This window comes from Afipia felis ATCC 53690 (assembly GCF_000314735.2).
Lineage (GTDB): Bacteria > Pseudomonadota > Alphaproteobacteria > Rhizobiales > Xanthobacteraceae > Afipia > Afipia felis.
Map to the genome: position 1 here is coordinate 3637526 of NZ_KB375270.1, position 13322 is coordinate 3650847.

General features: G+C 60.5%; 15 protein-coding genes and 1 pseudogene. 13 read left to right on the forward strand and 3 right to left on the reverse strand.

All coding sequences use genetic code 11. The features are described 5' to 3' along the window. Positions 1-229: 229 nt before the first annotated feature. A complete protein-coding gene (locus HMPREF9697_RS17385) occupies positions 230-1237 on the reverse strand; it encodes a LacI family DNA-binding transcriptional regulator (RefSeq protein WP_002718555.1) in 1008 nt (335 codons plus the stop codon). Positions 1238-1397: 160 nt separating this feature from the next. Between HMPREF9697_RS17385 and HMPREF9697_RS17390 the strand changes: the two genes are divergently transcribed. From HMPREF9697_RS17390 to HMPREF9697_RS17420, 7 genes are read left to right on the forward strand one after another with little or no spacing between them, the layout of a single operon-like run. Then, positions 1398-2174 carry an ABC transporter permease gene (locus HMPREF9697_RS17390; protein ID WP_002718556.1) on the forward strand — a complete coding sequence of 259 codons (777 nt, stop codon included), beginning with the start codon at positions 1398-1400 and terminating at the stop codon, positions 2172-2174. Position 2175: 1 nt separating this feature from the next. Beyond that, positions 2176-2961, forward strand: a complete 786-nt coding sequence (locus HMPREF9697_RS17395) for an ABC transporter permease (protein WP_002718557.1) — start codon at positions 2176-2178, stop codon at positions 2959-2961. Positions 2962-2973: 12 nt separating this feature from the next. Further along, positions 2974-3771 carry an ABC transporter ATP-binding protein gene (locus tag HMPREF9697_RS17400; protein ID WP_002718558.1) on the forward strand — a complete coding sequence of 266 codons (798 nt, stop codon included), beginning with the start codon at positions 2974-2976 and terminating at the stop codon, positions 3769-3771. A 41-nt stretch (positions 3772-3812) separates the two neighbouring features. After that, positions 3813-4871 carry an ABC transporter substrate-binding protein gene (locus HMPREF9697_RS17405; RefSeq protein WP_002718559.1) on the forward strand — a complete coding sequence of 353 codons (1059 nt, stop codon included), beginning with the start codon at positions 3813-3815 and terminating at the stop codon, positions 4869-4871. A 60-nt stretch (positions 4872-4931) separates the two neighbouring features. After that, positions 4932-6245 carry a histidinol dehydrogenase gene (gene hisD, locus HMPREF9697_RS17410; RefSeq protein ID WP_002718560.1) on the forward strand — a complete coding sequence of 438 codons (1314 nt, stop codon included), beginning with the start codon at positions 4932-4934 and terminating at the stop codon, positions 6243-6245. Positions 6246-6248: 3 nt separating this feature from the next. After that, positions 6249-7013, forward strand: coding sequence for an SDR family NAD(P)-dependent oxidoreductase (locus HMPREF9697_RS17415; protein WP_002718561.1), 765 nt, complete (start codon positions 6249-6251; stop codon positions 7011-7013). A 9-nt stretch (positions 7014-7022) separates the two neighbouring features. Then, a complete protein-coding gene (locus HMPREF9697_RS17420) occupies positions 7023-8018 on the forward strand; it encodes an alcohol dehydrogenase catalytic domain-containing protein (protein WP_002718562.1) in 996 nt (331 codons plus the stop codon). Between the two features lie 94 nt (positions 8019-8112). On the opposite strand, the gene HMPREF9697_RS20605 is transcribed toward HMPREF9697_RS17420, so the two are convergent. Beyond that, the gene (locus HMPREF9697_RS20605; protein WP_002718563.1) at positions 8113-8988 is read right to left on the reverse strand and encodes a hypothetical protein; all 876 of its coding nucleotides are present in this window, start codon (positions 8986-8988) and stop codon (positions 8113-8115) included. Positions 8989-9250: 262 nt separating this feature from the next. Next, complete coding sequence (gene greA, locus HMPREF9697_RS17430; protein ID WP_040308337.1) at positions 9251-9733, reverse strand: transcription elongation factor GreA; 483 nt, start codon at positions 9731-9733, stop codon at positions 9251-9253. 411 nt (positions 9734-10144) lie between these two features. Between greA and HMPREF9697_RS17435 the strand changes: the two genes are divergently transcribed. The 6 genes and pseudogenes from HMPREF9697_RS17435 (at position 10145) to HMPREF9697_RS17455 (ending at position 13313) form a co-directional block, all read left to right on the forward strand. After that, positions 10145-10405 carry a DUF2249 domain-containing protein gene (locus tag HMPREF9697_RS17435; RefSeq protein ID WP_002718565.1) on the forward strand — a complete coding sequence of 87 codons (261 nt, stop codon included), beginning with the start codon at positions 10145-10147 and terminating at the stop codon, positions 10403-10405. 67 nt (positions 10406-10472) lie between these two features. Further along, positions 10473-11822 (forward strand): hypothetical protein, encoded by a 1350-nt coding sequence (locus HMPREF9697_RS17440; protein WP_002718566.1) that lies wholly within the window; start codon positions 10473-10475, stop codon positions 11820-11822. Between the two features lie 20 nt (positions 11823-11842). Continuing rightward, entirely contained in the window at positions 11843-12376 is a 534-nt protein-coding gene (locus HMPREF9697_RS17445; RefSeq protein ID WP_002718567.1) for a DUF2249 domain-containing protein, read from the forward strand. 62 nt (positions 12377-12438) lie between these two features. Further along, positions 12439-12690: pseudogene (locus HMPREF9697_RS21585) on the forward strand (NifU N-terminal domain-containing protein); the annotation flags it as partial. A gap of 3 nt (positions 12691-12693) precedes the next feature. Then, positions 12694-13080, forward strand: coding sequence for a metal-sulfur cluster assembly factor (locus HMPREF9697_RS21590; protein ID WP_430642227.1), 387 nt, complete (start codon positions 12694-12696; stop codon positions 13078-13080). Continuing rightward, on the forward strand, positions 13074-13313 hold the full coding sequence (locus tag HMPREF9697_RS17455; RefSeq protein WP_040308005.1) for a hypothetical protein: 240 nt from the start codon (positions 13074-13076) through the stop codon (positions 13311-13313). Before HMPREF9697_RS21590 ends, HMPREF9697_RS17455 begins: the two co-directional genes overlap by 7 nt. Positions 13314-13322: the final 9 nt, after the last annotated feature.

Sequence of the window (13322 nt, forward strand, 5' to 3'; positions counted from 1 at the left end):
GCTCTGCGTCGAGCGCTGCAACGAAGAGCACGTCGCCATCGCATTCGGTGCTCATGCTCTGTTCAAGCCGATGCTTAACTCTTGGCAGAAAATCGATGCTTCTTGGCGGTTTCTAGAGGCCAAGTCTAAGCAGACAGTTGCGATGTGTACCGCTGCCTGGTGATAGCCGAGCGCTCGTTCTTTAACGCCCCTTACCAGTTTTCTTGACCGGGAGAGGAACGTTTCGCAACTAGCGGAACGCGGCCGTCGATTGGCGTACGACAAGTTCGATCGGCAGTTCGGTAATGCGCTCGACAGCCTTTCCGTCGAGTCGGGCCATCAGCTTGTCGGCGGCGCATTTGCCGATTGACCCTGTCGAAATATGAACGGTCGTCAGCGCCGGTGACATATGCGCCGACATCTCAAGATCGTCGATTCCGACGAGTGACAGGCGCTCCGGCACGCTGATGCCGCGGGAATGCGCCTCGACGAGACAACCGAATGCCTGAATATCGATGCCGCAGATGATTGCGGTTGGCGCATCGGCCAACGACAGAAGCGTTGTGCAGCCCGCGCGGCCGCCTGCAAGTGAGTAGGGCTGCTGGCTGATCCGCCAATCCGGAAGCGATAGTCCGGCCTCGACGAGTTCGGCGCGAATGCCTTCGACGCGCAATTGTTGCCGATCATTGTTGGCCAGCCGACCTGTCACGACACCGATGCGCGTATGGCCAAGCTCAACAAGGTGCCGCGCGGCGAGGCGTCCCGCCAGAACGTTGTCGATCGCGACGGCATCGAAGCGATCGTCGGCAACCCACGTCAGAACGACAGGCGCATCTGTCTCTTCGAGCAGGCGAATGGTCTCCGGCAGGCGTGCTGCGCCGACCAGCATGATGCCGTCTACGCCGCGGGCCAGGAGCGAGCGCAACGCTTCGGCTTCGGCCGCAGAACTGTAGCCTGTGGTCGCCACGAGCAACTGACAGCCTGACTGGGCGAGGCTGGCCTGCATCGCCTCAACGGCGTGCGCGAAAGTGGCGTTATCGAGGGTCGGGACGATGGCTCCGATGAAGCGTGCGCTCGAGCGCGTCATCGATACTGCGCGCGGCACCAGATAGCCCAATCGTTCGGCGCTCGCGAGAACACGCTTCAGCGTCGCTCCATTGACCAACTCCGGCTGAGCGAGCGCGCGCGAGACGGTTGCCAGCGATACTTTTGAGTCTCGCGCCACATCGACCAATCGGGGGCGGGCCGGCCGTGCCATGTGATCCTCTTATGAAAATAATTTTCAGTACATATGAGGCCTCTCGAAACGACAACGCAAGCGGAATATCGAAAATCAAGACTTAATGGCTGTTGACATCGACCATTCGTCATGAAACGTTTTCTGAAAATAATGAAAAATATTTTAGGGAGCGAAACTGGTGCGGAGTCGCAAGACTGTCATCGGCCTGGGCGCGATCCTTGGGGTCATCGTGCTGTGGTTCGCATTGACGAACTGGTTCGGCATTATCCCTGTAGGTCGTTTCCCGACGCCCGCAGCTTTTTGGAATGCGCTCAAGCAGATCGAATTGCGTGGGTATGCGGGCAGCCTTCTGCACGAACACGCCTGGCATAGCCTGCGGCTCATCATCATCAGTTTTATCGTGGCAGTCGGTACCGGCGTTCCGCTCGGTTTGTTGATGGGATGGAATCGCAAGGCCGAAGCATTAATCAATCCGGTGTTCACGTTAATCCGCCCGATTCCGCCGCTTGCCTGGATTCCGCTGGCGATCCTGTGGCTCGGTCTCGGTGACGCGGCAAAGGTGATGGTGATCTGGTTCGCCGCCTTCGTCCCCTCGGTCATCAATGCGCATGCGGGTGTGCGCAATATCGACAAGTCGGTGATCGAGGCGGCGAGGATGCTCGGAACGCCGTCGTTCCGGCTTGTCACGGAAGTGATCCTGCCCGGCGCGCTGCCGATGATCTTCACCGGACTGCGGCTGTCGCTGCAGGCATCATGGACGACATTGGTTGCGGCCGAACTTGTCGGCGCGCTGGTCGGCATCGGCTTCGTCCTCAACGTGGCGCAGCAGGATATTTATCCGGCGATGATCCTCGTCGGCATGCTGACCGCGGGCGCACTCGGCTGGTTCACGACGTTCATTCTCGGCCTTGTCGAGAAGTCCGTCCTGTCCTGGTCGGTGCGGGGGAGGGCCTGAGATGCAGCGGCGGCTCTCCTTCGTTGAAACGGTCGTGTACGGCTTTATCGGCCTCGTTGCCTTCCTCGGCATTTGGTACCTGCTGCCCGCAACGGGTCTTGTGCCGCAGCAGTTTCTACCGGGTCCCGTCACGGTCGTTGAGCGCATTGTTACGTTGACGATGCAACCGTTCGCCGGCGCGACGCTGCCCGCTCATATCGCCTACAGCTTCAGTCGCTTCATTTCCGGTTTTCTGCTCGCTGCGCTGATCGGTATCCCGCTTGGCCTCATCATGGGCTGGTTTCGCGTCGTCGACGAAATCGTTGCGCCGATTTTCGATGGGCTGCGTTTTATCGCACCGATCGCGTGGGTGCCGTTCGCAGCTCTCTGGTTCGGGACGGGTGTGGGCGGTCCGATCATGATTATCTTCGCCGGCGCCTTCCCGCCTTGCGTCATCAACGCCTATCGCGGTGCCAAGCAGGTCGATCCGCAACTGATCGAAGCGGCCGAGATGCTCGGGACGGGCCATCTGCGCATGATGAAGGACATCCTGTTGCCGGCCTCCGTTCCTTCGATCGTCGCGGGCCTGCGGGTGGCGGCTGGCCTTGGGTGGCAATCGCTCGTCGGTGCAGAGCTGATTGTCGCATCGACAGGCGTGGGTTTCATGATGGTGCAGGCGCAGGCCAACGTCGCGACATCAACCGTCATGAGCGGCATGGTCGCAATTGGCATCGTTGGACTCATCATCGACATACTGCTTCGCCGTGGCGAAGCAGTCATTCGCCGCCGTCGCGGACTCGCTGAGTAGAGGAGAGAGAAGGTGGGTTCGATCCGTTTTGAGAACGTCGGCAAGGTCTACGGTCACGCAAAGACTGGCTTCAAGGCGCTCGATGGCGTCTCACTCGAGATTTCCGAGAAGGAGTTCGTTGCCATCGTCGGACCGTCGGGATGCGGCAAGACCACCTGCCTTCGCATGGTTGCCGGATTCGAGAGCGTGTCGAGCGGCAAGGTTCTGGTCAACGATCAGGCCGTCACGGCGCCGGGCGCTGATCGCGCGGTGGTGTTTCAGCAGTTCGCGCTCTTCCCCTGGAAGACGGTGCGGCAAAATATCGAGTTTGGCCTGCGCAACAAAGGCATCGCCAAGGCCGAGCGCGATCATCTTGTCGCGAATGCGCTGAAGTTGATGACGCTGGAAAGCCACGGCGATGCTTATCCGCATCAGTTGTCCGGCGGCATGCAGCAGCGCGTTGCGATCGCACGTGCATATGTTCTCGATCCCAGCGTCCTTTTGATGGACGAGCCGTTCGGCGCGCTCGACGCTCAAACCCGTGTCGTGATGCAGGAAGAACTGGTTCGCCTTGCGCGGGTCAACCCCCGCACGGTGTTGTTCATCACCCACGGCGTCGAGGAAGCCGTTTATCTCGCCGACCGCGTCGCGATCATGACTCGCCGGCCGGGCACGATCAAGGAAGTGATCGACGTCAAATCCATCCGGACCCAGGAGAACTGGGGCGGCTACGAGAAGATCGAGGATGTGATGGACCTCGAATCCTTCGTCCACCTGCGGACGCGAATCTGGAAATCACTGCGTGAAGAAAAAATCGCTGCGGCCACGTAGTTGCAGCGGGTGATGTGTCGAATTTTGAAAGGGAGGAAACGATGAAAGGCTTTCGACGACTCGGAATGACTTTGGTTGCGGGATTCACCGCCGCGGCCCTCTCGTCCGGCGGTGTCCGCGCAGCCGATCAGATCGGCGTCAGTTATCAGCCCTCACTCTATTGGGCGCTGCCGTTCTACTACGCCACGCAAAAGGGATGGTGGAAGGAAGTTGGCCTGTCTCCGAACTTCTCGACGTTTCCCGCCGGCGCGCCGCAAATCGCGGCGGGTGCATCGGGCTCCTGGGACGTTGGAGGCACAGGCTCTGTGCCGGCCGTGCTTGGTGCGGCTCGCTTCAACATTGAGACGATCGGTATTACCAACGACGAATCGAAAGCCAACGCGCTGATGGCGACTCCAAAGGAGTATCAGGCGATCAAGGCCGATCCGACGAAGCTCAAGGGGCAGCGCATCCTGCTGACGACCAACTCGACGGTCGATTACGCCGCCCGCAACTGCCTCGACAAGATGGGTGTGAAACAGAGCGACGTGCAGTTCGTCAATCTTGGCCAGGCGCAGATCATTACCGCCGTCACGTCAGGCAACGGCAATATTGCAGGTGTCTGGGCGCCGAACACTTACACGCTTCAGGATAGAGCCAAGGCCGAATATCTGTGTAGCGGCGCGGACACCGGCGCGATGGTTCCGGGCGCGCTGGTCGTGACTGCCGACTATGCCAAGAAGAGTCCGGAAAACGTCGCTAAATTCCTCGCCGTCTATCTGCGCGGCTGGTCATGGGCGAAGTCGCATCAGGCCGAAGCGAAGAAGATGGCTCTCGCATTCTATAAGGAAGGCGGTCTGGAGGCCACGCCCGAGGCAATGGATCAGGAATTCAAGCTCCGTCCGGTGTTCTCGCTGGATGAGCAGCTAAAGCTGATGGACAATTCGAAGGGGCCGTCGGAGGTCGATATCTGGTTCTCCAACATCGGCAAGTACATGACGAGCGTCAACACGCTGTCGTCCAATCCTGATCCCAAGAGCTACATCACTGACAAATACATGAAGATGGTCGCGGCTGATCCGAAGCTGCGCGCCTTCGCCACCGAATTTGACCAGAAATAGCAAACCCTGTGGGCGGTCTTTAAGTCACCGCCCGCAAAACCCAAACTGAAGGGCCGCGTGATGACCGTAACCTATCTGAAGAAAGCAACGAAGACTCCGGCGAGTGAAACCGGGACTGCCCGCAAGGTTGTCGACGAGATGCTGGCAACGATTGAAAAAGGCGGCGAACAGGCGGTGCGTGATTACGCGCTGAAGCTCGACAAATGGAATGGCGACATCGTCGTCACGGAAGACGAGATTGCGCGGCGAACCGCAGAAATTCCGCAGAGCATCAAGGACGATATCGATTTTGCGGCGGGTAATGTCCGCACGTTCGCCGAAAACCAGATGAAATCGGTCACGAACTTCTCTTACGAGCCGATTCCCGGCCTCTGGCTCGGCCAGAAGCTCGTGGCCTGCGAAACCGCCGGTTGCTACGTGCCGACGGGTCGATATGCCCATATCGCCTCTGCCTACATGTCTGTCGCTACGGCCAAGGCCGCCGGCGTCAATACTGTCATCGCATGCTCAACGCCGTTCCGTGGTCAGGGTATTCATCCGCATGTCCTCTACGCGATGAAGGTCGCTGGCGCGGATATCATCATGACGCTCGGCGGTGTTCAGGCTATCGCCGCGATGGCTTTCGGCCTGTTCAGCGGAAAGCCGGCTGACATCATCGTCGGGCCCGGCAACAAATTTGTCGCTGAAGCCAAACGCACATTGTTTGGCAAGGTCGGCATCGACGTGTTCGCCGGCCCGTCCGAAGTAGCGGTGCTGGCCGACGACAGCGCCGATCCGATGATCGTCGCCGCCGATCTCGTCGGGCAGATGGAGCACGGTGTCGAAAGCCCGGCCTGGCTGATTACGTCCTCGCGTCGTGTGGCCGATGAGGTGGCGCGGATCGTTCCCGAGTTGATCGCTGAACTTCCAGCGAGTGCGCGAGAAGCGTCTGTCGCCGCATGGCGAGACTACAGCGAGATCGTGCTGTGCGATACGCGGGAGGAAATGGTTCGGGTGTCCGACGAGTACGCGAGTGAACATCTCGAGGTGCACTGCGGGGATCTCGACTGGTGGCTCGATAATCTCACGAACTACGGTTCGCTCTTCCTCGGTGAAGAAACGAACGTGTCGTTCGGCGACAAGGTGTCGGGTCCGAACCACATTTTGCCGACCAAATTTGCCGCGCGTTATTCGGCTGGCCTGTCGGTGCACAAATTCCTCAAGCCATTAACCTGGCAGAAGATGAATCGCGACGGCTGCCGGACGATTGCGCCGGTTTCTGCCCGTATCTCTCGTCTCGAGGGCATGGAGGCGCATGCGCGCACCAGCGATGTCCGGATGCGGAAATATGCGCCGGGTATGAATATCGATCTCGGTGCGCCCGTTCAGGATTGAGCCATGTTCAAACCTGTCGATCTGTTCGATCTAACCGGACGCACCGCGCTCGTCACAGGCGGCAACAGCGGCATTGGTCTGGCTATGGCCCGGGCGCTGGCGCTGGCCGGAGCGGCGATCGTTCTGGTCGCCCGCCGGACGGACGAATTGGAGAACGCGGCGGCTACGCTGAGCGATGAGGGTTTCGACGCCAGCGCCGCGGCTGCAGATCTGGCCGATGCCGCGGCCATCTGTGCGCTTTCCGACGCGCTATCGGACAAGAACATCGACATCATCGTCAATGCGGCTGGCGTGAATCTGCGCCAGCCGTTCCGCACGGTGTCTGCCGAGGCGTTCGACCTGCATATGGCGCTTCATCTGCGCGCGCCGTTTCTTCTCACTCAGGCCTTCGCGCCGAAAATGGCAGAACGCAAGTGGGGACGTATCATCAACATCGCATCGTTGCAGAGCACGCGCGCTTTTCCTGATTCTGCACCCTATGGCGCGGCCAAGGGCGGAATCGTCCAACTGACGCGGGCGATTGCGGAGGAGTGGTCGCGTCATGGCGTGACCTGCAACGCGATCGCGCCGGGATTCTTCCCAACGCCGCTGACAGCTCCCGTGTTTGGCGACACGGAACGCGCTAATCGGATGGCGGCGCAGACCGCAATCGGCCGTAACGGCGAGCTTGCGGATTTGCACGGCGTGACGATCTTTTTCGCGTCCGATGCATCGGCCTACATCACCGGCCAGACGCTGGCGGTCGATGGCGGCTTTACCGCCAAGTAGGAAGTGAACATGAAAGCGCTTGTATATCTAGGTCCGAACTCGCTTGTTTACCGCGATGAACCGGAGCCTGTGCCGGGCAACGATGAAGCGGTCGTCAAGGTTGAGGCGGTGGGCATCTGTGGTTCCGATATGCATGCTTATCATGGTCTCGACACGCGCCGTCCCGCACCGCTGATCCTCGGGCATGAAGCTGCAGGCACGATTGTTACAGGACCACGCACCGGCGAGCGCATCACGGTCAATCCGCTCGTCGTCGACCCGCTCTGCCCTTATGCGGTTCGAGGATTGCCGCATTTGTCGCCGACCCGGCAAATCCTGTCGATGCCGCCGCGCCCCGGTGCCTTCGCCAGCTATGTTAGCGTTCCCGAGCGCAATTTGCTGCCAATTTCGCCGGACTTGCCGATCTTCGAGGCTGCACTGGCGGAGCCGATTGCGGTGTCGTGGCATGCCGTTCGCGTCGGCGCGGAGAAGCTGCAACAACCAATTGCGACGGCTCGTGTCGCCGTACTTGGTGGCGGCGCGATCGGGCTTGCGGCCGCATTGGTGGCAAAGTTGTTCGCGGCGGCTGAGGTTTATGTCGGCGAAACCAATGCAGGCCGACGCGAGACGCTTCAGGCGATTGGAGGCCTGACGGTCTACGATCCGTCAAACGGCGGTGGTCCGCAGGCTGACAGTATGGACCTCGTCATTGATGCCGTGGGAGCTGGTGCGACAAGAGCAGCCGCAAGCCGCATGGTGCGTCCGGGCGGCGTCATCGTTCATATCGGCTTGTTGCCGGGGATGGATGGTCTCGACATCCGCAAGATCACCTTACAGGAAGTTACCTTCACCGGCTCGTACTGTTACACGCCGCAGGATTTCGCCGACACCGTTCATGCACTGGAGCATCGCCGCTTTGGCTCAATTGGCTGGATCGAGCAGCGCAGCCTCGCCGACGGCGCACAGGCTTTCCGCGATATCGATCAAGGCTCCGTGTCAGCGGCCAAGATCGTGCTGAGAGTTTAGTTCAGGCGACCAACCGTGTTTGCCATTGATGCAGCTTTAATGAGCGCGCAAGTGGAGGCCGCAAAGGTCGCGGCGGTTCGTCCGCAATGAGTGATTAGTGCAGCGGCATTGGTGGTCTAGGCGCGGTGCTGTCGCCGGGTTGTGGTGGAAGTTGCGTGGGCACCGGGGGCGGATTGTAAGTTGCTCGTGGTGCGGTGCTCTGCGGATAGATTTGCCGTTGCGGCTGTGTTTGTGGCGGCGAATAGGGTGCAACAGGACGCGAAGCCACGGCTGGCGTTGGCGCATGCCGTGGTCGTGAAGCTGGCTTGGCGACAGGCTTTTGACGTGCCGTGTGCTCGCTGATTTTCGCGACATCGTCGCTCAACTGCTGCTGACTGACCCGCAACTGTTCTACTGTTTGCTTCAACGAAGCAATTTCTTGCGCCATTGTTTCAAGAGACTGTGTAACTTCAGGCGGCAGCGCGGCCTGCGCCGGAGGAGCCTCCGCCGCCGGTATGGCGGGAGCCGGTTCAGGTGGCAATGCTGGCGTTGTGGATGCCGCGTTGCTGCCCTCTTGCGTAGGTGCCGGGGTGGCAACCGGTTGAGGTGCCGCGGTTTGGGAGGCTACGTCCTGTGGCTCGGCGACGCTGGTGTTTGGCGTTGAAGCTGGCGCAGTTACGTGAAATTGCGGCACCAGGTCTGAAAACCGCTGCTTCGCCTGGTCACCATAGAAATGCCATGCCGCTGCGGCGGTGCCAGCGCAGATGGCCAGGAAGACAACGTTTCGACCAGATCGCGCGCGCGATATCGGGATGCGCATGTCACCGGCGTTGTCGTTTAATGGTGTGGCTTGGACCGGTGGCTCGTTCGCCGGTTCAGGCGACGCTGCAGGCGTGACGCTGGGACCGGGGAGATCGTCCGTGCGAGGCGTTGCCAAGGCGCGCAGTTGCGCGGCGATGGTGTCGTGCGGATCTGCATGCTGCGATTGCATTAGCGCTCCGTGATCGCGCGCGGTGTGTTGCGCGGGAGAAATTCCGACCAATGCGCGTGCGAAATGATGGACGCATCGCGCTTTGACTAAACCAAGGCAGCACGGTGAAAAGTATGAGGCAGGGGAACCGAGTCTTGGTGGCACGCGGCTGGCGGGAATAGCAAGGTCGACGTTGTGCCGCCGCGGGCGAAGCGGTGCTTGCCGTGTCGATCTTCAGGAGTAGCGTCTATGTCGACATTGGTACCGTACAGTAGGGGAGGGATTATGAGATCGAAATGATCTCAAGGTTCTGACCGGATGCAGCGACTTCTTCTCCAACGGTCTTGCCCAGCAGGAGTCTCGCGACCGGGGATGCGAAGGAAATGGTGCCAGCCTTTGGATCGGCTTCATCCTCTCCGACGATGCGATATGTCTGCACCCGCCCGTCGTCGCGCCTGAAGGTCACCGTGTTACCAAAGGCGACCGCGTCGGTTGATGTTGGATCGGCGATGACCTGCGCCGTCCGTACCCGCGCGGCGAAATAGCGCGCGTCGCGCAGGGGAATTGCGGCTTGTCGTCGTCGCTCGTTGATGTCTTCGATCTTTTGCGCTGCCTCATAAGCCGTGTGTGCTTGATGCAGCTGAAGTTCGAGAGCCTTCAGGCCGGATTCTGTAACAAGGTTGGGATGTGATGAAATCGGGCGATCGGGCAGAAAGGTCTCCGATGCAGTTTCGGCACTCTCTTCCTTGGTAAAAGCAACACTCATGTCAGGCTCATTCCAGGTGGGCCAAAACTCCTTATAGCCCTTTAGGTTGATATAATCCTGCATCCCGTTGATGGGAATAGGTAGCTGTGGGCCCACGCCAGCCACATGAGACCTGAAGTCGCCAAGAACGGCGCCGGTGCCGCTGTCGCTGTCGCCTTCTGAAAGTAGTAGCCGACCAGGCCAACCATCCATTGTTTGGTGACGAAATGCGACGCTCCGAAATCCAGAGGCGGCATTCCTTAAAACATATATTGACAATATATCTTTTAAGGATAATGCTCCCTCGTATCTGAAGACGGCAGGCCGCAGAAATCGACGTCGCAGTGGTCTTCGGGAGACGACGTTCCGCGCGGACGCGGTGCGGCGCAAGCGCCACCCGATTGAGATCAATCCCATGGTAGGAGCCTGACTATGACCGATGCCACCAAGAATTCGAACGTCACCAAGGTTGATGTGCGCAGCCTGATCCCGGCGCAGCGTCACGCGAAAATCTTTGAACTCGTCAACAAGCTGACGCCCGGCGGAAGCTTCATCCTGGTCAACGATCACGATCCGAAGCCGCTCTACTATCAGCTCGAGGCTGAATATCCGAAGCAGTTCTCCTGGACCTATGTCGAGCGCGGACCGGAGGTCTGGCAGGTGGAGATCGGCAAGCTCGCAAAGGCTGCCTGAGTCTTTCCCGCGAGGCTCGCGCCGGAATTCTCCATGCACCGGTGCGGGCTTCGATAAGGAGGTCCGCATGGTCGGCGTTTCACTGTCGAGATGGACGATGTCCTATTTTGCCGCGGCGCTCGTTGCGTTGCTCGCGGCGGAAATCATGATGGCCACGGGCTTCGGCTTTCCGGCTGTGGCGGCCGCATCGCCCGATACGCTGATCCTCGTTCATGTCGTCGCCATCGGCTGGCTCAGCCTTTTGATGTGCGGCGCACTTTTTCAGTTTCTGCCGGTTCTTGTGGTGCAACCGCTTCATAGCAATGCGCTTGCAGTGCCTGCGCTTGTTTCGCTGGTCGCGGGTCTTGCGGCATTGATTCTCGCGTTCTTGCAATTCGGCGGGCGTATCGACCTTGGCGTTCCGTTCTTCACCGCAGCCGCCGTCCTGTTGAGCCTCGGTTTCTCGCTCGTGTTGTATAATCTCGTGCGGACGATGATTGCGTCGAAGACCGTGCCGCTGCCGGCGTGGTTCGTCGCGGCGGGCCTTGCGAGCGTCGTATCGACGGTCGCGCTGGGGGCGATCTTCTCTCTCGTGTTGGGGGGCGTGATCGAATCCAGGCCGCTTCTGGCGTTGACCGGGGCGGGGCTCCCCATTCATGCGATCGCGGGCCTCGGCGGCTGGCTCACCTTCACGGCGGTCGGCGTGAGCTATCGGTTGCTCGCGATGTTCATGCTGGCGCCGGAGCTTGACGGCGCGAGGCCGAAAAGCGCGTTCTATCTGGGCACGGCGGCGCTCGCGATCGTGATTGTCGGCGGGGTCGTCACGGTTCTTCTTGAAGGCAACCTGTTGCTGACGTTTCTTGCCGCGCTGGCCGTGGCACTTCCGGCACTCGCATTTTATGGTGCCGATGCCATTCATCTCTATCGCGCACGCAAGCGCCGCAATATCGAACTCAACAGCCGCACGGCCGGGATCGCTCTTGGTTACCTTGCGGCTTCGGTCGCGCTCATCGTGGTTCTTCTGGCGTTGGGGCGCCTGAGCGATCACGTCGGCGCCGTGGTCTTCCTGGTCGCGTTCGGCTGGTTGACGGGGCTCGGCCTCTCCCAGCTCTACAAGATCGTGGCATTTCTCACATGGCTTGAATGTTATGGGCCGGTGCTCGGCAAGATCCAGACGCCACGCGTGCAGGACCTTGTGGTGGAGGCACGCGCGATCAAGTGGTTCGCTCTCTATTTCGCCGCGGTCGGAGTTGGCGCTGTTGCGCTTCTTGCGGACGCGCCGACTGCTTTCCGGTTCGCGGCCGTTGCGATGGCCGTCGGGACCACAGGCATTGCCGCGCAACTGATACGGACACGCCGTCTGGCGGATGTGAAGGCGGAGGCCCGCCTGCCGCAGGGCGTCCGGCTCCCGCATCTTCTGCTGTCGTGCCACACCTGATCAAAAGAGGAGATTATGCGATGACAACATCGTTCGTTGAACTGGATGTCCGGCCGATCCTCCGGAATGGCGGCGAACCTTTTGGAGAAATCATGGGCGCGATAACCGGGCTCCAGCCGGGGCAGGGGCTGAAATTGCTCGCGACCTTCAAGCCGACGCCGCTGTTCAGCGTGCTCGGCTCGAAGGGATTCAGTCATGAAGCGCGCGAGATCGGCGGCGGGGATTGGGAGGTTCTTTTCCGTCCGGCCGAGGGAGCGACAAAATCGGAACCTCCTTTGGATGCACCCGCGCAGGACACAGCGGAGTGGCCCGACCCCGCTCAACATCTCGACAACCGCGATCTCGATCCGCCGGAACCGATGGTGCGCATTCTTGCGGCCACGGAAGAATTGAAGAAGGGCGAGGTGCTGTCCGCCTTGTTGTGCCGCGAGCCGATCTTCCTGCTTCCGGAGCTTGCGAAGCGCGGTCATGCCTGGCGTGGCGGCTTCGAGAGCGACGGCAAGACTTACAAGATCCTAGTACGGGTCGGCGTGGCCGATATGGCTGCTGTATGAGCGCACGGTTTTCGTAGCCACTGTTTCACCGCGGCTGCGAGGTCTCACGCAGGAGGTGTGCGATGTTCATTCAGACGGAAGAGACGCAGGATTCCGAGCGGCTGAGATTTCTCCCGGGTCGTGAGGTGTTGCCCGAGGGAACGCTCAATCTCAAGACAAAGGAACAGGCCGCTTCGTCGCCGCTCGCCGAGCAGCTTTTCACAATTCCCGGCGTCGCCGGCGTGTTGCTCAACAAGGATTCGATCGTCGTGACGCGGTCGGGTTCGGACTGGCAGCATCTCAAGCCTGCGATCCTTGGAACTATCATGGAGCACTTCATGTCCGGCGCGCCGGTGTTGCGGACGCCGCCCGGCGCCTCCGCCCACGCTAGCGCATCAGGCGAGGAGGACGACGCGACCGCCGCCGGACAGATCCGCGAAGCATTGCGGCGGGTGATCGATCCGGAGCTCGGCTACAACATTGTCGATCTCGGCCTCGTTTACGATGTCGCGGTCGAGGACGGCGGCGTCACCATTGTAACGATGACGACGACCACGCCGGGATGTCCGGCAACGAATTATCTGAAGACTGGCGCGGGCGAGGCGGCGAGCTCTGTCGACGGGGTGGAGTTTGTCGATGTCAGACTGACCTATGAACCGCGCTGGACGCCGGACATGATGACGCCCGAGGCGAAAGCACATCTGGGTATCGGGAGCCAATGGTGAGTGAAGCCACGGCGCCAGCACGCCGTCCGGGCGAGGATGAGGCGACCGCAGGGGTCATGCGCTTGCCCGAAATTCTCCTGACAAGCCTGACGGCTCTCGCTGCCGCCGGAGAAGTCGAGCAGGCGTGCCGTCTCGCCGGGCAAGCCTGTGTGATGCTGCGCGCCAGTGATCCCGCCGCGTCACGCCGTTTCGACGTTCTTCTTCATCGCCTGACGCGCAAGCTCAGTTGGTGAGGGTATCGT